General features: G+C 59.8%; 18 protein-coding genes and 1 pseudogene. 9 read left to right on the forward strand and 10 right to left on the reverse strand.

The genetic code is table 11. The features are described from left to right. Nucleotides 1-135: 135 nt before the first annotated feature. Nucleotides 136-948, reverse strand: coding sequence for a class I SAM-dependent methyltransferase (locus ACZZ0D_RS13620; RefSeq protein ID WP_400647723.1), 813 nt, complete (start codon nucleotides 946-948; stop codon nucleotides 136-138). A 240-nt stretch (nucleotides 949-1,188) separates the two neighbouring features. On the opposite strand from ACZZ0D_RS13620, the gene ACZZ0D_RS13625 reads away from it, so the two are divergent. The 3 genes from ACZZ0D_RS13625 (at nucleotide 1,189) to ACZZ0D_RS13635 (ending at nucleotide 3,849) form a co-directional block, all read left to right on the forward strand. Continuing rightward, entirely contained in the window at nucleotides 1,189-1,650 is a 462-nt protein-coding gene (locus tag ACZZ0D_RS13625) for a GNAT family N-acetyltransferase (protein ID WP_463553527.1), read from the forward strand. Between the two features lie 249 nt (nucleotides 1,651-1,899). Next, nucleotides 1,900-2,946 (forward strand): class I SAM-dependent methyltransferase, encoded by a 1,047-nt coding sequence (locus ACZZ0D_RS13630; RefSeq protein WP_053119269.1) that lies wholly within the window; start codon nucleotides 1,900-1,902, stop codon nucleotides 2,944-2,946. Nucleotides 2,947-3,006: 60 nt separating this feature from the next. Beyond that, complete coding sequence (locus ACZZ0D_RS13635) at nucleotides 3,007-3,849, forward strand: NAD-dependent protein deacetylase (protein WP_463553528.1); 843 nt, start codon at nucleotides 3,007-3,009, stop codon at nucleotides 3,847-3,849. 168 nt (nucleotides 3,850-4,017) lie between these two features. On the opposite strand, the gene ACZZ0D_RS13640 is transcribed toward ACZZ0D_RS13635, so the two are convergent. Continuing rightward, the gene (locus ACZZ0D_RS13640; protein WP_463553529.1) at nucleotides 4,018-4,899 is read right to left on the reverse strand and encodes a LysR substrate-binding domain-containing protein; all 882 of its coding nucleotides are present in this window, start codon (nucleotides 4,897-4,899) and stop codon (nucleotides 4,018-4,020) included. Between the two features lie 284 nt (nucleotides 4,900-5,183). Here ACZZ0D_RS13640 and ACZZ0D_RS13645 point away from each other — a divergent pair, with 284 nt between their 5' ends. The 3 genes from ACZZ0D_RS13645 to ACZZ0D_RS13655 are packed head-to-tail and all read left to right on the forward strand — an operon-like array spanning nucleotide 5,184 to nucleotide 7,765. Further along, nucleotides 5,184-5,882: a CoA transferase subunit A gene (locus ACZZ0D_RS13645; protein ID WP_053119263.1), complete on the forward strand. Its 699-nt coding sequence runs from the start codon at nucleotides 5,184-5,186 to the stop codon at nucleotides 5,880-5,882. Between the two features lie 24 nt (nucleotides 5,883-5,906). Beyond that, nucleotides 5,907-6,572 carry a CoA transferase subunit B gene (locus ACZZ0D_RS13650; RefSeq protein ID WP_463553530.1) on the forward strand — a complete coding sequence of 222 codons (666 nt, stop codon included), beginning with the start codon at nucleotides 5,907-5,909 and terminating at the stop codon, nucleotides 6,570-6,572. A gap of 11 nt (nucleotides 6,573-6,583) precedes the next feature. Next, a complete protein-coding gene (locus tag ACZZ0D_RS13655; RefSeq protein WP_463553531.1) occupies nucleotides 6,584-7,765 on the forward strand; it encodes an acetyl-CoA C-acetyltransferase in 1,182 nt (393 codons plus the stop codon). A gap of 226 nt (nucleotides 7,766-7,991) precedes the next feature. On the opposite strand, the gene ACZZ0D_RS13660 is transcribed toward ACZZ0D_RS13655, so the two are convergent. Then, nucleotides 7,992-9,311 (reverse strand): Nramp family divalent metal transporter, encoded by a 1,320-nt coding sequence (locus ACZZ0D_RS13660; protein ID WP_463553532.1) that lies wholly within the window; start codon nucleotides 9,309-9,311, stop codon nucleotides 7,992-7,994. 111 nt (nucleotides 9,312-9,422) lie between these two features. Next, nucleotides 9,423-9,959: a chalcone isomerase family protein gene (locus tag ACZZ0D_RS13665; RefSeq protein WP_463553533.1), complete on the reverse strand. Its 537-nt coding sequence runs from the start codon at nucleotides 9,957-9,959 to the stop codon at nucleotides 9,423-9,425. 147 nt (nucleotides 9,960-10,106) lie between these two features. Between ACZZ0D_RS13665 and ACZZ0D_RS13670 the strand changes: the two genes are divergently transcribed. Both ACZZ0D_RS13670 and ACZZ0D_RS13675 read left to right on the forward strand, forming a co-directional pair. After that, the gene (locus ACZZ0D_RS13670; RefSeq protein ID WP_212545993.1) at nucleotides 10,107-10,889 is read left to right on the forward strand and encodes a hypothetical protein; all 783 of its coding nucleotides are present in this window, start codon (nucleotides 10,107-10,109) and stop codon (nucleotides 10,887-10,889) included. Between the two features lie 213 nt (nucleotides 10,890-11,102). Continuing rightward, nucleotides 11,103-11,666 (forward strand): DcrB/PsbP domain-containing protein, encoded by a 564-nt coding sequence (locus tag ACZZ0D_RS13675; RefSeq protein ID WP_053119253.1) that lies wholly within the window; start codon nucleotides 11,103-11,105, stop codon nucleotides 11,664-11,666. On the opposite strand, the gene ACZZ0D_RS13680 is transcribed toward ACZZ0D_RS13675, so the two are convergent. From ACZZ0D_RS13680 to ACZZ0D_RS13695, 4 genes and pseudogenes are all read right to left on the reverse strand, one after another. Next, nucleotides 11,656-12,372, reverse strand: a complete 717-nt coding sequence (locus tag ACZZ0D_RS13680) for an alpha/beta hydrolase (protein WP_400647741.1) — start codon at nucleotides 12,370-12,372, stop codon at nucleotides 11,656-11,658. The genes ACZZ0D_RS13675 and ACZZ0D_RS13680 overlap by 11 nt on opposite strands. 180 nt (nucleotides 12,373-12,552) lie before the next feature. Beyond that, complete coding sequence (locus tag ACZZ0D_RS13685) at nucleotides 12,553-13,665, reverse strand: succinylglutamate desuccinylase/aspartoacylase family protein (protein ID WP_463553534.1); 1,113 nt, start codon at nucleotides 13,663-13,665, stop codon at nucleotides 12,553-12,555. A gap of 204 nt (nucleotides 13,666-13,869) precedes the next feature. Beyond that, nucleotides 13,870-14,649: an ABC transporter substrate-binding protein gene (locus tag ACZZ0D_RS13690; RefSeq protein WP_053119245.1), complete on the reverse strand. Its 780-nt coding sequence runs from the start codon at nucleotides 14,647-14,649 to the stop codon at nucleotides 13,870-13,872. A 341-nt stretch (nucleotides 14,650-14,990) separates the two neighbouring features. Continuing rightward, nucleotides 14,991-15,418 (reverse strand): annotated as a pseudogene (locus ACZZ0D_RS13695) (rhodanese-like domain-containing protein). A 100-nt stretch (nucleotides 15,419-15,518) separates the two neighbouring features. Between ACZZ0D_RS13695 and ftrA the strand changes: the two are divergent. Then, the gene (gene ftrA, locus ACZZ0D_RS13700) at nucleotides 15,519-16,481 is read left to right on the forward strand and encodes a transcriptional regulator FtrA (RefSeq protein WP_463553535.1); all 963 of its coding nucleotides are present in this window, start codon (nucleotides 15,519-15,521) and stop codon (nucleotides 16,479-16,481) included. A gap of 107 nt (nucleotides 16,482-16,588) precedes the next feature. Here ftrA and cobF read toward each other — a convergent pair whose 3' ends face one another. Together cobF and ACZZ0D_RS13710 are read right to left on the reverse strand one after the other, a co-directional pair. Continuing rightward, nucleotides 16,589-17,344, reverse strand: a complete 756-nt coding sequence (gene cobF / locus ACZZ0D_RS13705) for a precorrin-6A synthase (deacetylating) (RefSeq protein WP_053119239.1) — start codon at nucleotides 17,342-17,344, stop codon at nucleotides 16,589-16,591. Next, the gene (locus ACZZ0D_RS13710) at nucleotides 17,344-17,913 is read right to left on the reverse strand and encodes a histidine phosphatase family protein (RefSeq protein ID WP_463553536.1); all 570 of its coding nucleotides are present in this window, start codon (nucleotides 17,911-17,913) and stop codon (nucleotides 17,344-17,346) included. Before ACZZ0D_RS13710 ends, cobF begins: the two co-directional genes overlap by 1 nt. Nucleotides 17,914-18,131 lie beyond the last annotated feature (218 nt).

Below are 18,131 nucleotides of genomic sequence, written 5' to 3' on the forward strand. Positions count from 1 at the left end.
CACCACAATCTCATTGTAGGAGTGAGCCTGCTCGCGATAGCGGTCTATCAGCCGATACATGTTTCATAGACAGACCGCTATCGCGAGCAGGCTCACTCCTACAGGGGATCTCCACTAGCGTTCAGGGGATCTCCACTAGCGTTTGCTGATCACCACCTCCAGATACTCACTCGGCACCACCAGCGAACCCTCTCCTGCTCGATTCATACGATTGAGCAAATCCGCCAGATCACTTTCCAAGGCCTGCCCACTCTCCGGCGGCAGCGCGGCGAACGCCTTGTGCACCGGCCCGTACCAATGGCGGAAGATATCGATGAAGTGCGCCGCAGAGCGATAGCGGAAATTGAACTCGCGGCGTGTTACCTGCACGACAAAATCGTGATCATCGAAATGCTCATGCAGCCAAGCTTCCGTGCCCCAGTTCGACGGTGGCTGGGCGATCGCCGGGGGCGGCAGATGCCGGCCGAGGGTTTTGAACATCTGGCCGACGAAACCTTCCGGCGTCCAGTTGGCCAGACCGATCCGTCCACCTCGGCGACAGACCCGACCCAGCTCAGCGGCCGCTTTGTCCTGATCCGGAGCAAACATCACGCCGAACGTCGACAGCACCGCGTCGTAACTCTCATCTTCGAACGGCAGATCCTCAGCGTCAGCGACTTGAAAGGTCACGTCGAGATGTTCGGCGCGCGCCCGATCCTGTCCACGTTCCAGCAGCGCTGCGACGTAATCGGTGGACGTCACCAATGCGCCACGTCGCGCCGCTGCCAGCGTGGCATTGCCGTTGCCGGCCGCGACGTCCAGCACCTCTTCATCGCAACGCAGATCACAGGCTTCGGCGAGGTTTTCACCGACGATTTGCAGGGTGGTGCCGATCACGGCGTAGTCGCCACTGGCCCAGGCGACCTTCTGGCGTTCTTTCAAGGCAGTCAGATCAATCGGTGCAGTCATGAATTCGAGCTCCGCTGCGTTCTTGTTATGGACATAGAAAACCGGGCCGGCAGTGACCCCGCTCAATCACTATCGCGCCGCGTCTGCCTGGCGTCCCGGCCAATCGTCCGGCAACCCGTCAAAACCGCTGCTTTGCCGATGAATGGTGGAAATCTGTAAAGCCGCTGCAACAGCCTCGGGATTGCCAGCGGCGGAGGATTGGTTTTTGATGCACGACCGCCTCTGAAACGGACTCGACCGATGTCACTGCAAATCGATTGGCTCGCACATCACATGCAACACAGCGACCGCTATGCCGAATGGATTCATCAGCAATTTCATTACGAATATGCGCATCAACCACTGGCCGATTGGCAGCGTGAATTTGCTCAAGGGCAAAGCAACGGTGAATGGTCGTGCCTGATTGCTCTGGACGGCGAACGTCTGATCGGCGGCGCGGCATTGGCCCGCGATGATCTGGCCCATCGGCCGGATCTCGGCCCGTGGCTGGCCTGCGTGTTCGTCAGCCCCGAGGCGCGCGGGCAAGGCTTGGCGGAGCGTTTGATTGCCGGAATTTGTCAGGAGGCGAAGGACTGCGGGTTTGCGCGGTTGTACCTGCACACCCAATCCAAGCAGGACTACTACGCCAAACGCGGCTGGCAAGTGATGGAACGCTTCCGCGCGTGGGACAGTGAACACGCGCTGATGGCCCGCGACCTCTAAAACACACCCCTTCCCCTGTAGGAGCTGACGAGTGAAACGAGGCTGCGATCTTTTGATCTTGAAAATCAGCATCAAAATCAAAAGATCGCAGCCTCGTTTCACTCGACAGCTCCTACACTCATTTATACCCAGTCGAGGGGGCCGCAGGGCGCAGCGAACGCCCTGCCCGAATCCCCGACCACCGCCCGGTGGCGCATGCCTCGACCGTCAACGCCGCCGGACTGTGATCCTGTTTCAGGAGCACACACAATGGACGAGGCTCGACTCAACGACTTCATGGGCAAACTGGTCAACGACATGGGCGGCGCGGCGATGCTGGCCAATGTCATCGTCGGCGAAGAGCTCGGGTTGTACCGGGCGATGGCCGACAGCCAACCAATCAGCCCCGAAGCCCTCGCCGCAAAAACCACCTGCAACCCACGTCTGGTGCGCGAATGGCTCAGCGCCCACGCGGCGTCTGGCTACATGGAGCACCTCGATGGCCAGTTCCGCTTGCCGGAAGAACAGGCACTGGCGCTGGCCGTAGAAGATTCGCCGGTGTACGTCGCCGGCGGACTGGGCGTGGTGGCATCGTTTTTCCACGATAAAGACAAACTGGTCAAAGCCATGCGCGGCAACGGCGCCCTGCCCTGGGGCGATCACCATCCGTGCATGTTCACCGGCACCGAACGCTTCTTTCGGCCTGGCTATAAGGGTCACTTGATCGCCGAGTGGTTGCCGGCACTGGATGGCGTGGTCGCCAAACTGGAGGCCGGCGCCAAAGTCGCTGATGTCGGCTGCGGTCACGGCGCCTCGACGGTGATCATGGCGCAGGCGTTTCCCAATTCACGTTTCGTCGGTTTCGACTACCACGCGCCGTCGATCACCGTCGCCACTCAGCGCGCTGAAGAAGGTGGCGTGAGCAGTCGGGCGACGTTTTTTCAGGGCACCGCGAAAAGTTACCCGGGCGATGACTATGACCTGATCTGCTATTTCGACTGCCTGCACGACATGGGCGACCCGGTCGGTGCTGCGCGGCATGCCTACGATTCGTTGAAGGATGACGGCACGGTGCTGCTGGTCGAGCCGTTCGCCAACGATACGCTGGACGACAACATCAATCCGGTCGGGCGGTTGTTTTACGCGGCGTCGACGTTTATTTGCACGCCGAATTCGTTGTCGCAGGAGGTGGGTTTGGGTCTCGGTGCGCAGGCTGGGGAATTGCGTTTGCGCAAAGTATTTACCGAGGCAGGTTTCAAGCATTTTCGCCGCGCCACACAGACACCGTTCAACCTGATACTGGAGGCGCGTAAATAACCCGGCCAGAAAAGTCAGTGCTAACCTGCATGTCATCCTCCAGCCTTCGGAGCGCTTGCCATGCTCGACAGCCCGACCCGCGAACACCTCGACACGCTGCAACAGGCGATGGCCGATGGCGATTTTCTGGTGCTGACCGGTGCCGGCATCAGCACGCCTTCGGGCATCCCCGATTACCGCGACAGCGACGGTGTGCGCCGGGGCCGGCAGCCGATGATGTATCAAGAGTTCCTCGCCGCCCCGGAATCACGCCGCCGCTACTGGGCGCGGGCGATGCTGGGTTGGCCGCGAGTGCGCCAGGCGCGGCCGAATCCTGCGCATGAGGCCTTGGCCACGTTGCAGAGCCACGGGCGAATCAGCGGCTTGATCACGCAAAACGTCGACACCCTGCACGATCAGGCCGGCAGTCACGATGTCATCGAACTGCACGGCAGCCTGCACCGCGTTTTGTGTCTGGATTGCGCCCAACGCAGCGAACGCGATGCCATTCAGCAGGTGATGGAAGCGCAGAACCCGTATCTGGCCGGCGTCGATGCGGTGCAGGCACCCGATGGCGACACCCTGCTCGACCCGGCGTTCGAAGCACGCTTTCAATCGCCACGCTGCCCGCATTGCGACAGCGAACGGCTGAAACCGGATGTGGTGTTTTTCGGCGAAAACGTCGCGGCACACACGGCGGCACGGGCGATGGCGGCGGCGGAAAGTGCTGCGGGGTTGTTGGTGGTGGGTTCGTCGTTGATGGCGTATTCGGCGTTTCGCTTGTGCCGGGTGATCGCGGATCGGGGCAAGCCGTTGATTGCGATTAATCTGGGCAGGACGCGAGCGGATGATTTGCTCGATCTGAAAATCGAAGCGTCTTGCGAACAGGTTTTGCCCCTGCTGACACAACACCTGACTCCCTGACACCGCATTTCCCCCTGTGGGAGCGGGCTTGCTCGCGAAAGCCTCTTGTCAGCCAAAATCCCCTTCACTGACACCCCCCTGTAGGAGCTGCCGAAGGCTGCGATCTTTTGATTTTGTCTTAAAGATCAAAAGATCGCAGCCTTCGGCAGCTCCTACACGGGATGCGTTTCAGGCATAGTTTTCCTGCTGGAGAATATCGAACAACGCCTGCGCCGCCGCCGAGCGTTCATTCCCCGGTTCCGTCAGCACGCCAATCGCCCGCTCAACCGAATCAATCAACGTCAAACAATGCGCGCCCAATTCCTGCATTTGCTCGGCACACAACGCCGGCACCGCGCTCACCCCCAACCCACTGGCCACCATGCGTCCCACCGTCGCCAGTTGATGACTCTCAAACTCCACCGGCAATTTCATACCGCGCGCCTGCAAGTGTTCTTCAAGCATCACTCGCACTGTCGAGGGTCGTTGCAAGGTAATGAACGGCTCCTGCAACAACGTCTGCCAATCGATCTCGCTAAGCCGGGCCAGCGGCGAATCCTTCGGCACCACGGCGACGAAGCGATCCATATACAGCGGCGTGAACGTCATCGAGGTGTTCTGCATCGGCTCGAACGCTACACCCAATTCCACCTGACGATCGCGCACCATCTCCAGCACTTGCTCGTTGATCACGTCGTTGACCGTGACGTTGACGTTCGGATAGCGCGCACGAAAGGTCTTGAGGATCGGCGGCAGCAAGTTGCCGGCAAACGACGGCATCGCCGCCAGCGTCACGCGCCCGCGTTGCAGGCTGAAGCGCTGACGCATTTCGTCTTCGGCGTTGTCCCAGTCGGCGATCAGCCGTCGCGCCAATGGCAGCAGCGATTCACCCTCCGGGGTCAGCGCGACGTTGCGTGTGTTGCGGCTGAACAGGCGCCCGCCCAAACCTTCTTCCAAAGCTTTGATGGTCAGGCTCAACGCCGATTGCGACAGGTGCAGCCGCTCGCAGGCCACGGCGAAACTGAGGCTCTGCGCCACCGCGAGAAAGGCGCGGATCTGCTTAATGGTCATAATAAAACCTCTGAGCATGAAACCCGGTCATGTAGGAGCTGCCGCAGGCTGCGATCTTTTGACGTTGATTTTTTTAAGATCAAAAGATCGCAGCCTTCGGCAGCTCCTACAGGTCATCATCCATTTCGGTGATTTCGGTGATTTCGGTGATTTCGGTGATTTCGGTGATTATTGAGCTTTATCAATCAATTAACCTTAAAAATCAACTTAACAAATATATCCCCCAGCGCGACACTCCAACCATTCGGCTAGCCAGCCGCCCGCAAATAATAAAAGAGGTGCATATGGCAGGTTTCGACAAGCGCGTGAGTTCTTACGAGGAAGCCCTGGCCGGGCTTGAGGACGGCATGACCGTCATCGCCGGCGGCTTTGGTCTGTGCGGCATTCCGGAAAACCTGATCGCCGAGATCAAACGCAAGGGCACCCGCGACCTCACCGTCGTTTCCAATAACTGCGGCGTCGACGGTTTCGGCCTCGGCGTGCTGCTCACCGATCGCCAGATCAGCAAAGTGATCGCCTCCTACGTCGGCGAAAACAAGCTGTTCGAAGAGCAACTGCTCAAAGGCGAAATCGAAGTCATCCTGACCCCGCAAGGTACCCTCGCTGAAAAAATGCGCGCGGGCGGCGCCGGTATTCCGGCCTTCTTCACCGCCACCGGCGTCGGCACTCCCGTCGCCGATGGCAAGGAAGTGCGTGAGTTCAAGGGTCGCAAGTACCTGATGGAAGAGTCCATTACCGGCGACTTCGCCATCGTCAAAGGCTGGAAAGCCGACCATTTCGGTAACGTCGTTTACCGTCACACCGCGCAGAACTTCAACCCGCTGGCCGCCACCGCCGGCAAGATCACCGTGGTTGAAGTCGAAGAAATCGTCGAACCCGGCGAGCTGGATCCGACGCAGATTCACACCCCGGGCATCTACGTCGATCGGGTCATTTGCGGCACGTTCGAAAAACGCATCGAACAGCGCACCATCCGCAAATAATTCAGGCTGACGGAGAATAAAAACATGACACTTTCCCGCGAACAAATGGCTCAGCGCGTCGCCCGCGAAATGCAGGACGGCTTCTACGTGAACCTCGGCATCGGCATTCCGACCCTGGTCGCCAACTACATTCCTGAAGGCATGGAAGTCATGCTGCAATCGGAAAACGGCCTGCTCGGCATGGGCCCGTTTCCGACTGAAGAAACCATCGATGCCGACATGATCAACGCCGGCAAACAGACCGTGACGGCACGCATCGGCGCGTCGATTTTCAACTCCGCCGAATCCTTCGCGATGATTCGTGGCGGCCACGTCGACCTGACCGTGCTTGGCGCGTTTGAAGTCGACGTTGAAGGCAACATCGCTTCGTGGATGATCCCTGGCAAACTGGTCAAGGGCATGGGCGGCGCGATGGATCTGGTGGCGGGCGCCGACAACATCATCGTGATCATGACCCACGCATCGAAAGATGGTGAGTCCAAGCTGCTGTCCAAATGCAGCCTGCCGCTGACCGGCGCCGGTTGCATCAAGCGTGTGCTGACCGACCTCGCCTATCTGGAAATCGAAAATGGCGCTTTTGTCCTCAAGGAACGCGCACCTGGCGTCAGCCTCGAGGAAATCGTCGCCAAAACCGCTGGTAAACTGATCGTCCCGGATCATGTACCGGAAATGCAGTTCGCTGCCGAGTGAGGAATTCGAAAATGCAAGACGTCGTCATTGTTGCCGCCACGCGTACCGCGATCGGCAGTTTCCAGGGTGCCCTGGCCAGCGTTTCTGCGGTGGATCTGGGCGCGGCGGTGATCCGCCAGTTGCTCGAACAAACCGGTCTGGACGGTGCGCAGGTTGATGAAGTGATCATGGGCCAGGTGTTGACCGCCGGCGCAGGTCAAAACCCGGCGCGTCAGTCGGCGATCAAGGCTGGCCTGCCGCACGCGGTACCGGCGCTGACCCTGAACAAAGTCTGCGGTTCGGGCCTCAAAGCCCTGCACCTCGGCGCGCAAGCAATCCGTTGCGGCGACGCGGACGTGATCATCGCCGGCGGCCAGGAAAACATGAGCCTGTCCAACTACGTGATGCCGGGCGCCCGCACCGGTCTGCGCATGGGCCACGCGCAAATCGTCGACACCATGATCAGCGATGGTCTTTGGGATGCGTTCAACGATTACCACATGGGCATCACGGCCGAGAACCTCGTCGACAAATACGAGATCAGCCGCGAGCAGCAAGACGCCTTTGCTGCCGCGTCCCAGCAGAAAGCTGCCGCCGCCATTGAGGCCGGTCGCTTTGTCGATGAAATCACGCCGATCCTGATTCCACAGCGCAAAGGCGATCCACTGGCGTTCAAGGTCGACGAGCAGCCACGCGGCGACACCACCGCTGAATCGCTGGCGAAACTGCGTCCGGCGTTCAAAAAGGACGGCAGTGTCACCGCTGGCAACGCTTCGTCGCTGAACGACGGCGCGGCGGCAGTGATTTTGATGAGCGCGGAAAAAGCCAAAGCCTTGGGTTTGCCAGTACTGGCGAAAATCGCTGCTTACGCCAACGCCGGCGTTGACCCGGCGATCATGGGCATCGGCCCGGTATCGGCGACTCGCCGCTGCCTGGACAAGGCTGGCTGGAACATCGACCAGCTCGACCTGATCGAGGCCAACGAAGCGTTCGCTGCACAATCGCTGGCGGTGGCCAAGGATCTGCAATGGAATCTGAGCAAGGTCAACGTCAACGGCGGCGCCATTGCGCTGGGCCACCCGATCGGCGCATCGGGCTGCCGTGTGCTGGTGACGCTGCTGCATGAAATGATCAAGCGTGATGCGAAAAAGGGTCTGGCGACCTTGTGCATTGGCGGCGGTCAGGGCGTGGCGCTGGCGCTGGAACGCGCGTAAGCAAGAGTTCAACGGCAGGCGGCGGATCCACGACATCCGTTGGTTGCTGGCAACAAAAACCCGTTGCAGCTTTGGTTGCACCGGGTCTTTTTTTGTCTGTTCAAAATCTGCGCTGAACGTTCTGGCCCCTTCGCGAGCAAGCTCGGCTCCTACAGGATCGGGTTCACACATCCAATGTAGGAGCAAGGCTTGCCCGCGATGAGGCCAGCCCAAACACTACAAAAATTCAGCCAGCCAATTGCAGAATCAACCAGGCATTCGCGCCACTGATCACCACAAACAACCCCCACGCCAACACCCTTGTCGGCGACCGATTCACCAACGGCCCCATCAGCTGTTTGTCATTGGTCATGCGAATCAGCGGATACAGCGCAAACGGCAGCTGCAAACTCAGCACCACCTGACTCATCACCAACAGTTTCCCCACCGCGTTATCGCCCATCAACCACACGCCAATAAACGCCGGAATCAGCGCCAGCCCGCGCGTGATCAAGCGCCGCTGCCAGCACGGAATCCGCAGATTGAGATAACCCTCCATGATCACCTGCCCGGCGATGGTGCCGGTGAAGGTCGAACTCTGCCCGGACGCCAGCAACGCCACGCCGAATAACACGCTGGCCAGCGCGCCACCGACCAGCGGGTCGAGCAAGTGATAGGCGTCCTGAATGTCGACCACGTCGGTATGTCCGGACTGGTGAAACGCCGCTGCCGCGAGAATCAGAATCGCCGCGTTGACCAGCAGCGCCAGCGCCAGCGAACCGATAGTGTCGATGCGCGCCAGTTTCACCGCGTCCTGCTTGCTCGCCAGATCCTTGCCGATCATCCGGGTCTGCACGATGGAGGTATGCAGGTAAAGGTTATGCGGCATCACCGTCGCACCGAGAATGCCGATCGCCAGGTACAACGGCGCCGCGTCGCTGATCGCCGACAGAGATGGTTTGAAACCCTGAAAAACATCCGGCCAGTACGGTTTGATCAGCACCAGTTCAACGAAGAAACACACGCCGATAGTCGCGACCAGCACCAACATGATCGCTTCCAGTCGGCGAAATCCACGGTTCTGCAGGGCCAGCACCAGCAGCGTGTCGAACGCGGTCAGGGCGATGCCGAAGGTCAGCGAACAACCGAGCAACAGGTGAAACGCCAGTGCGCATCCGAGCACTTCGGCGAGGTCGGTGGCGATGATAGAAATCTCCGCCAATATCCACTGCAAGCGTGCGGTCGGCGTGCTGTAGCGTTCGCGCGACAGTTGCGCCAGATCGCGGCCGGTGGCGATGCCCAGCCGCGAACACAGGCATTGCACCACCATGCCCGCCAGACTCGCCAGCAACACCACGAACAACAGGCTGTAGCCGAAGCGCGAACCGGCTTCGATCGCAGTCGCCCAGTTGCCCGGATCCATGTAGCCGATCGACACCAGCAAACCGGGGCCGGCGAAACGCAGCACACGTTTGAAGAAGGAGGCGTTGGGATCAACGGCGACGCTGCCGGCCACTTCCGGTGGGCAAAACGGCGCGGTGGCGATTTTGGGCAAACTGAATTTCACGCACACATCCAGAAACAAGTCGGAAAGACGCAGCTTAGACGTTTCAGCGGTTACGTTGAAGATCAAAAGATCGCACCTGTAGGAGTTGCCGCAGGCTGCGATCTTTTGATCTTATCGGCTCGCGCCCAACAATTGCTCGCGCAATTCGGGACTGCGTGTGCGCGGATCCAGCCAGATGTCGAAAAACGCCCGGGCGAACTGCGGATCATCGACCTCATGCTGCAACTGTTGCCCGACAAAAAACCGCGCGCCCTGCCCCGGCAAGTACACACCGGTGATCCGCGTGCCGGCCTGCACATCGACGAAGGATTGCTGCATCTGAATCTGCCAACCGGCAAGCTGTGCAGGGCTGACGCTGGGCCCTCCGAGACGTTTGATTTCGTCGACACTGGCTTTGACCAAGTCATCCCGAGAGATGGTGCGGCGGTAGATCAGCTCCAGCGCGAAGGGTTGACCTTCCGCCAGCGGTCGCGCGGCACTCCACAATCGCGCGTTGTAGACATCGAAACCGAACACACTGAAATCACCGGTGCCGATGATTTGCGCACCGGGCACGGCGTCCTGCCAATTGGCCCAGGTCGGCGTGAGCAACAAGGCCCACAAGCCTATGCCGCAGCATCCACGTAACACCTTCGGTGTCCTGTTCATCGCGGCATCGACTCCGGCAAGCCCTGATAAGCAGAGCATAGTCGGCTATCCGCTCAAGCACTTTGTATACAATTTTTGTACAACGATGCAGCAATCCGCGTTCGTCGATGCTAACGTGAGCGTCTCTCACTCGACGGAGCCACCTGTGTGCTGATCCTCAAACTGCTGCTGATTCCCGGTTTTCTCTTGCTGATTTCTTTGGCGGGCAAGCGCTGGGGGCCGAGCGTGGCCGGGTGGCTGTCGGGGTTGCCGGTAGTGGTCGGGCCGATTCTGTTTTTCCTCGCCATCGAACAGGGGCCGCAATTTGCCGCACATTCGGCGGTGGCGGCGTTGTCGGCAATGTTCGCGATGATCGCTTTCTGCATTACCTATGCGCAGGTCGCGCAACGGGCGAACTGGCCGTGGGCGCTGGCGATATCGATGACGGTCTGGGCTGTGTTGGCGCTGGTGCTGTCGCTGATTCCACCGTCGCTGCCGTTTTCGGTGGTGGCGGCGGCGGTTGCCCTGCTCGCCTCGCCTTATCTGTTTCCGGATGTGCAACCAGTGCTGAAGGGTACGGCGCCAAAGTCAGACAAATTGATCTGGCGGATGATTGCCGGCGCGGCGTTGACGCTGGTGGTGACGATGCTTGCCAGCACCGTCGGTGAACGCTGGAGCGGTTTGCTCGCGGTGTTCCCGGTGCTTGGCAGTGTGATGGCGGTGTTTTCCCAGCAGACGCGCGGGCCGGCGTTTACAGCGGCATTGCTGCGCGCGACGGCGACGGGGATGTATTCGTTTTCAGCGTTTTGTCTGGTGTCGGCGCTGACGTTGCCGAGCATGGGCTTGAGTGGTTTTGCGGTGGGTGTGGCGGTTTCAGTGGCGATGCTTGGCGTTACCCGCAAGCTGCTGGCAAAACCTCCTTCCTCTAAAACGCCCCAACCTCAAAGTTGAAACTGTCCCTGTGGTGAGGGGATTTATCCCCGTTCGGCTGCGCAACAGTCGTAAAAAAGATGGGCGCGCTGCGCACGCCAGCGGGGATAAATCCCCTCGCCACAAGGTGCATACCCGACCTCAGGAGGCGGGTTCAGACGAGCCGGGCTGGAGTGCCAGGCCTCTGCATGGGATGATCGCCCGCCTAAGCGCGACCATCCCTTGGAGATTCGAATGTCACTGTTGAGCAAAAAAGCCGTTGTCCTTTTACTCGCGGCAGTCGCCGGCCTCGGCGCCATCAACGCTCAAGCGGCCAAGGCCAAAGAAACCGCCAGCGCCGAGAAAGTCTCGATGCTCGACGGCAAGTTCACCTTCGTCCTGCCCAAAGGCTTCGTGGCCGACCCGTTGCCGACCAGCCCAACGGGCGCCAAGGGCACGATGTACACCAACCAGACCACGAAAACCGTGGTCATCGCCGCCGAAAACCTGATTCCCGAAGGCAATAACGTCAAGGACAACGACAGCGCGTTCCTCGACGGCACCGTGTCGGACTTCATCGACGCTCAGCGTAAGGCGCTGCCGGACTTCAACAAGCTCAGCGAGAAAAGTCTGACGCAGAAAGGCACCGGCCTTGGCCTGCGTCAGGTCGACAGCACCGCCACTCAAGGCGGCGGCCAGACCCTCAACACCACGTTGATGGCCGGCTCCGGCACGCACATGGCGCTGGTTCAGGTGATTTCCCGGGTCAGCGACAAGGCCGGCCACGACAAGCTGATCAAAACCATCCTCAAGGATTGAGCTGCTGCAACCAGCCGTTCAGATCCCGCAGTTCGGCCGCACTGATGCTGTGGCCAACGCCGGGATAGGCATGGAATTGCGGTTTGTAGTCGAGCTTCTCCAGCATGGCTTTGGCTTCGGTGCCGTCGTGGTACGGCACGCGATCATCGGCAGTACCGTGGCCGATGAAGATGCTCAGCGGCAGCGGTTGTTGTTCGGCCTTCAGCTCGGTTTTTAACACCGGCAACAAGCGCCCGCTCAACGCGGCGATACCGCCAACAGCTGCCGGCGGTCGCAAGCCCACTTCGTAAGTCATCATCGCGCCCTGACTGAAACCTATCAGGTACACCTTGTCCGGGGTGGTGTGATATTTCTTCGCCGCTTGCGCGACAAAATCCCGCAGTTTCTGGCCGCTGACCTTCAGATCATCGGTCTCGCCGTTGTAGGCACCTTCGCCTTTCTTGCGAAACCATTGATAACGTCCTTCGCCCAACGACAACGGAGCCTGCACTGACAGGTAGTTGTACTGCGCTGGCAATTGGAACTTCATGCCGATCAAATCGGCTTCGTTACTGCCGTAACCGTGCAGGAAAATCACCAGCGGACGCGGCTCGGCGTCAGCGTGAACCTGTTCGATGTACTTGAGCGGCAGATCGGATTGCAGCGTGGTTTGAGCCTGAACGGCGGTGGACGCCAGCAGGGTCAACAGAGCAAACGCCTTCAACATAGAGCCTTCCTTCACAGAGTGTCGGGTTCGGGGGTGAGCCTAACATTCCTCGGTGAGGATCCAAATGTTGGGTGCTGCTGATGCCGCAATCGCGAGCAGGCTCACTCCTACAGGGGGGACGCATTCCAAATGTAGGAGTGAGCCTGCTCGCGATGAGGCCAGAAGATTTACCGATGACCTTCAGTCGTTAGTCAGCTTTCCGGTACGAAACGCTACCCGCCCCGCCACTTTCGCCTGCCAGATCCCAGGCTCCGCATAACGCCCGCGATCAATCGCAAACAACACACCACTGGTGCCGGCGCATACGGTGGTCACGCGATCCTGCAACGGATCCACCACCTCAAACAGCGCATCGCCCTTCTCCACCCACTCGCCCGCATTGCGCAGGAAACTCACCACACCGTGATGCGGCGCGAACAGATATTCAGTGCCTTCAAACGGCAAGCCTTCGCAGCACTCGCTCGGTGCGGCCGGCCATTCGCCGCTGATGAAACCCTGCTCGGCGAGGAAACCCAGAATCGCCTCGCAATTGGCCTGGGCCTGATCGACGCGGGTGTCGCCCATGCTGCCCAGCTCCAGCGTGGTCGCGAGGTTCGCGGCGGGAATCGCCGCATCCGGGAAGGCCCGCGCCAAACGCAACCACGGCGTCGAACAGGATTCGTCAAACGAACTGCCGCCCGAGTCCTCACACAACAACGCCACGCCCGCCTTCAACCGTGCGGCCAGCGATTGCCACTGCGGCCAGTGTTGCGGCAACGCATATAGGTGAATCGCAGCATCAAAATCACAATGCAGATCGAGGGTGATGTCGGCATCGCAAGCGTGACGCAGCAGCAAGCGGTGCATCGCTTCCAGTTGCGAAGCCGGGGCTGGCAGCTCATCGAACACCTGGAGCATTGTCTGACGAATCAGCGCGACGTTGGCCTCGGCATCGGCGCCCAGACGCTCGCCGATCATCGCCGCGACCGGCGCGCTCAGTTCAACGAACGCGCGGTTGAAATTCTTGCCGCTGCCCAGCTCGAAGCGGCCCATGTGATTGCCTTGCAGATGCTGATCGAGCCCGATCGGGTTGGCCACCGGCACCAGTTCGATCACGCCTTGCAGTCGACCTTGCTGTTCAAGTTCATTGAGGCGTTGCTTGAGTTCCCACGCGGTGCGCATGCCCGGCAGTTCATCGGCGTGCAGGCTGGCCTGGATGTACACCTTGCGAGTGCCGGCGCCGTAGCGAAACACGCTGAGGGAGCGCTCGCTGCCCAAGTGGCTCCAGGGCAGAACATGGTCGATGCGTTGCATGGGGTAACTCCTGAATATTTGAACGGCGAAAATCCCCTGTGGGAGCGGGCTTGCTCGCGAAGGCGGTGTATCAGACAACAGTGATGCTGAATGTTAAACCGCTTTCGCGAGCAAGCCCGCTCCCACAGGGGTCTTGCACAGCAAAAAGAACGCGCAAAAAAAGTGGCCACCGCGCAAACGGGGCCACTTTTTTCTTACGGCGTATTAATGACCGTAAACATCAAAGTCGAAGTACTTGTCCTGGACTTTCTTGTACTCGCCATTGGCGCGGATTTCGGTGATGGCTTTGTTGAATTGCTCAGCCAGGGCGGTATCGCCCTTGCGCACGGCAATGCCAGCGCCGCCGCCGAAGTACTTGGCGTCTTCGTAGGTCGGGCCAACGAATTCAAAACCTTTGCCGGCATCGGTTTTCAGGAAACCGTCGCTAAGGTTGACCGAGTCGGCCAGCATGGCGTCGAGACGACCAGAAACGATGTCGAGGTTGGCCTCCTGCTGCGAGCCGTAACGCACCAGGTCGATCCCGGCCGGCACCAGCACTTCAGTGGCGTAACGGTCATGGGTGCTGGCACGCAGCACGCCGACTTTCTTGCCTTTGAGCTCGGTCAGCGGGTCTTTGACGCCGGAGCCTTCCTTCATCACGAAGCGGGCCGGGGTGTGGTAGTACTTGATGGTGAAATCGACGTTCTTCTTGCGGTCGTCGGTGATGGTCATCGACGACAGAATCGCGTCAATCTTCTTCACTTTCAGCGCCGGGATCAGGCCATCGAACTCTTGCTCGACCCAGGTACATTTGACTTTCATCTGCGCGCACAGCGCATCGCCGATGTCCACGTCGAAACCGGTAAGTTTGCCGTCAGGGGTTTTCATCGAGAATGGCGGGTAACCGGCTTCGATACCGATGCGGATCGGTTTGGCGTCTTCGGCCACAGCGGTCAGGGACAACATCGACAGTGCCAGGGCACCGAACATCACTAGCTTCTTCATTTATAACTCCTGTGTGCGGAGGCTTTTATTGGCAGCTTTCGATTCAGCGTTCGGTCATGGCCAATTAGCAGCAAAAACCGAAGAGGCCGGCAGTCTATGGCGGCGCGCACAGGGTAAATTGTGTTTAAGCGACAAATACTTACAGAAGATCGGCGAGTCGATTGACCGAAGTCAAAGGCTGCGCCGTCGTGGTGCGGAGGCTGTAGGACAAGTCCTTTTTCAGAGCAGAAATCTCACAAATCCCCGTGTCGGAGCTGCCGAAGGCTGCGATCTTTTGATCTGGTTTTTTTAGAAGCAGGATCAAAAGATCGCAGCCTTCGGCAGCTCCTACATTGGATGATTCAGCAGGCGCAGTTGATGGGGGTGTTGGCGGGGTGCGCCACGCTTAGTGCAAAGCCTTCATCCAGCCAACCGGTTACGCCGCCGATCATTTCCTTGACCGGATAACCCAACGCCGCCAGTTTCACCGCTGCCTTGTTGGCGCCGTTGCAATGCGGGCCGGCGCAATACACCACAAACAATGTGTTGCTCGGGTAGCCCGCCAAACCCTGAGCCGTCAGCAGCCGCGTCGGAATGTTGATCGCGCCCGGTACATGCCCGCGCTCAAAGGCCAGCGGCCCACGCACGTCGACCAGCAAAAATCGATCTCCCCCGCCTCCTGGCTGCTGAACACGTCGGAACAATCGGTTTCGAAGGTCAGACGGTTGCTGAAATGCATCAAGGCAATCGCCGAGGGTGCGGCAGGAATGTCGCGAACCAGGCTGGTCATGGGTGTTGCTCCTACGTCTGATGGGTGTGAACAGACTTTATCGAGCCGGCGCAAGTCGCTACAGTGGCGCACAAGACACTCACCGGGAATTTTCCGCCAAATGCCTACTTCACCAGGACTGGTCGCGATTCTGGCCTACGACGGCCTCTGTACCTTCGAGTTCGGCATCGCCGTGGAAATTTTCGGACTGGCGCGGCCGGAGTTCGATTTCCCGTGGTACGAGCACGCGATTGCCGCCGTCGATCAAGGCCCGATGCGTGCAATGGGCGGAATTCAAGTGCTGGCCGATGGTGGCCTGGAACTGCTCGCCGAGGCGCGCACCATCATCATTCCCGGTTGGCGCGACCGCAATGCAGCGGTGCCGCCGGCCCTGCTCGAGGCGTTGCGTCAGGCTCACGCACGCGGTGCGCGACTGCTGTCGATCTGTTCCGGCGTGTTTGTGCTGGCGGCCACTGGCTTGCTCGATGGCCACGGCGCCACCACGCATTGGCGCTACACCACGGAACTGGCGCAGCGCTTTCCGGCGATCGACGTCGACCCGGATGTGCTTTACGTCGACTCCGGCCAGTTGATCACTTCGGCGGGCAGTGCAGCGGGAATCGATGCCTGCCTGCATCTGGTGGCGCGGGACTTTGGCACTCAGGTCGCCAATTCGGTGGCAAGAAGATTGGTGATGTCGCCGCAGCGCACCGGCGGTCAGGCGCAATTCATTCCAACGCCGGTCAGCGCGACGCCACGCAATGATTTGTCACGGGTGATGCAATGGGCGCGCGAGCGTTTGCATGAGCCGCTGGAAGTGCGTGATCTGGCCAGCCAAGCGGCGATGAGTGAGCGCACGTTTCTGCGGCGTTTTACCGAGGCCAGTGGGCAGTCGCCGAAGGCGTGGTTGCAGCATGAACGGCTGGCGCGGGCGCGGGATCTGCTTGAGAGTACGCCGCACAATACCGATCAGATTGCGTTGCGCTGCGGGTATCGCTCGGTGGAGAGTTTTCGCGTGGCGTTTCGCAGCGTGGTCGGGGTGCCGCCGTCGGTGTATCGGGAGCGGTTTGGGCGTGGGGTTTGAGTTGGCTGGGCGGGCCCCTTCGCGAGCAAGCCCGCTCCCACATTTGGAATGCATTCCCCTGTGGGAGCGGGCTTGCTCGCGAAGAGGCCCGCCCGACCAGCGAAGACCTAAGGCTTGCGTAACAAATAGGTATCCATAATCCACCCGTGCTCAGCCCGCGCCGCCTTGCGCACGCGCTCTATCTCGTCAGCCACTTCCCCCAACTTACCGCTGATCAAAATCTCATCCGGCGTGCCCAGATACGCGCCCCAGTAAATCTGCGTCTGCGGATCCGCCACATGATGGTAGGAATCTTCCGCATCAAGCATCACCACCAGACTGTCAGTGTCACTCACCTTCCCCGCCGCCAAACGCCGGCCGGTGGTGATTTCGATGGAGCGCCCGATCGTGTTCAACGGCACCTTGTGCTGCGCCGCCAGCGCCTGAACGCTGGTGATCCCCGGAATCACCTCAAACTCGAACTCGCAGCGGCCCTCGGCCAGAATCGATTGCAGAATACGCACGGTGCTGTCGTACAACGCCGGGTCGCCCCAGACGAGGAAACCGCCACATTGGCCGTCGGATAATTCTTCGTTGATCATCCGCTCGAAAGTCTGCTGCTTGGCCTGGTTCAAATCCACCACTGCCGAGGTGTAATCTACGTCGCCACGCTCGCGTTCCGGGCAATGCGCTTCGGCGAAGCGGTAGTCGGGGTCGGTGATGTAGCGATCACAGATCTCCCGGCGCAGGTCGATCAGCTTGTCCTTGCTCTGGCCCTTGTCCATCAGGAAGAACACGTCGACCTGATTCAGCGCTTTCACCGCTTGCATGGTGATGTAGTCGGGATTGCCGGCGCCGATGCCGATGACCAATAGTTGTTTCATCAAAATCTTTCCTCAAGGTCGATACCCGGCAAACGCAAACGCCAGATACCGTTAAATCGTAATTCGACCGCCGCCAGCGGTTCGACATCTATCGCGTTGAAGGCTGCGCCCTGCACCACCTGCATCAGCGCCGCGCGCACGATGTAGGGGTGAGTCACCGCGACGATATGGCCAGGCGTCGCTTTCAATTCGTCCAGCCATTTCGCCACGCGCTCAGAGACCTTAACCACCGATTCGCCGCCATGCGGTGCGGCACTCGGGTCTGCCAGCCAGGTTTGCAGCGCTTCGCCTTCCTTATGTTGCAGATCCTTGATCGACTGCCCGTGCCAGCGACCCCAATCGCAATCGCGCAGTGCCTCGTCGATCTGCGCGTTTGCGCCAAACCACGCAGCGGTCTGTTGTGTACGCAATTCCGGGCCACACAGCACACGGGACGCTGTGGCATATCGATCAGCCAGCAAGTCGGACGCCGCCAGCGGATTTTCAACAGGCTCGTTTGTAGGAAAACACGCCAATTTCTGTGCGACGGTTCGAGCATGGCAAATCAGAGTCAACCGGGTGGTTTGCACAGGGGATCACTCACTCGAAGGGTCTGAAATGGACTAATGCAATCTTCGCGGGCGGCAATTGTGCCGTAAACAGGGGCTTAGCGGGCAACTCGCTGTTCAGGCAGTGACGATCCGCGTCAGCAAATATCGGTAATGTCTGACACAACAATGGGCAATGGACTACAAGCCCAGTCGACCACCGCGTAGACCCTGTTACACGGGCGTTTCGTAGCTGTTTC

The sequence above is a fragment of the Pseudomonas sp. AC193 genome (assembly GCF_979258075.1).

Excerpts from the sequence above, each read along its gene's own strand:
- ACZZ0D_RS13620 (WP_400647723.1), bottom strand. The coding sequence starts at position 948 with ATGACTGCACCGATTGATCTGACTGCCTTGAAAGAACGCCAGAAGGTC.
- ACZZ0D_RS13625 (WP_463553527.1), top strand. The coding sequence starts at position 1,189 with ATGTCACTGCAAATCGATTGGCTCGCACATCACATGCAACACAGCGAC.
- ACZZ0D_RS13630 (WP_053119269.1), top strand. The coding sequence starts at position 1,900 with ATGGACGAGGCTCGACTCAACGACTTCATGGGCAAACTGGTCAACGAC.
- ACZZ0D_RS13635 (WP_463553528.1), top strand. The coding sequence starts at position 3,007 with ATGCTCGACAGCCCGACCCGCGAACACCTCGACACGCTGCAACAGGCG.
- ACZZ0D_RS13640 (WP_463553529.1), bottom strand. The coding sequence starts at position 4,899 with ATGACCATTAAGCAGATCCGCGCCTTTCTCGCGGTGGCGCAGAGCCTC.
- ACZZ0D_RS13645 (WP_053119263.1), top strand. The coding sequence starts at position 5,184 with ATGGCAGGTTTCGACAAGCGCGTGAGTTCTTACGAGGAAGCCCTGGCC.
- ACZZ0D_RS13650 (WP_463553530.1), top strand. The coding sequence starts at position 5,907 with ATGACACTTTCCCGCGAACAAATGGCTCAGCGCGTCGCCCGCGAAATG.
- ACZZ0D_RS13655 (WP_463553531.1), top strand. The coding sequence starts at position 6,584 with ATGCAAGACGTCGTCATTGTTGCCGCCACGCGTACCGCGATCGGCAGT.
- ACZZ0D_RS13665 (WP_463553533.1), bottom strand. The coding sequence starts at position 9,959 with ATGAACAGGACACCGAAGGTGTTACGTGGATGCTGCGGCATAGGCTTG.
- ACZZ0D_RS13675 (WP_053119253.1), top strand. The coding sequence starts at position 11,103 with ATGTCACTGTTGAGCAAAAAAGCCGTTGTCCTTTTACTCGCGGCAGTC.
- ACZZ0D_RS13680 (WP_400647741.1), bottom strand. The coding sequence starts at position 12,372 with ATGTTGAAGGCGTTTGCTCTGTTGACCCTGCTGGCGTCCACCGCCGTT.
- ACZZ0D_RS13685 (WP_463553534.1), bottom strand. The coding sequence starts at position 13,665 with ATGCAACGCATCGACCATGTTCTGCCCTGGAGCCACTTGGGCAGCGAG.
- ACZZ0D_RS13690 (WP_053119245.1), bottom strand. The coding sequence starts at position 14,649 with ATGAAGAAGCTAGTGATGTTCGGTGCCCTGGCACTGTCGATGTTGTCC.
- ftrA (WP_463553535.1), top strand. The coding sequence starts at position 15,519 with ATGCCTACTTCACCAGGACTGGTCGCGATTCTGGCCTACGACGGCCTC.
- cobF (WP_053119239.1), bottom strand. The coding sequence starts at position 17,344 with ATGAAACAACTATTGGTCATCGGCATCGGCGCCGGCAATCCCGACTAC.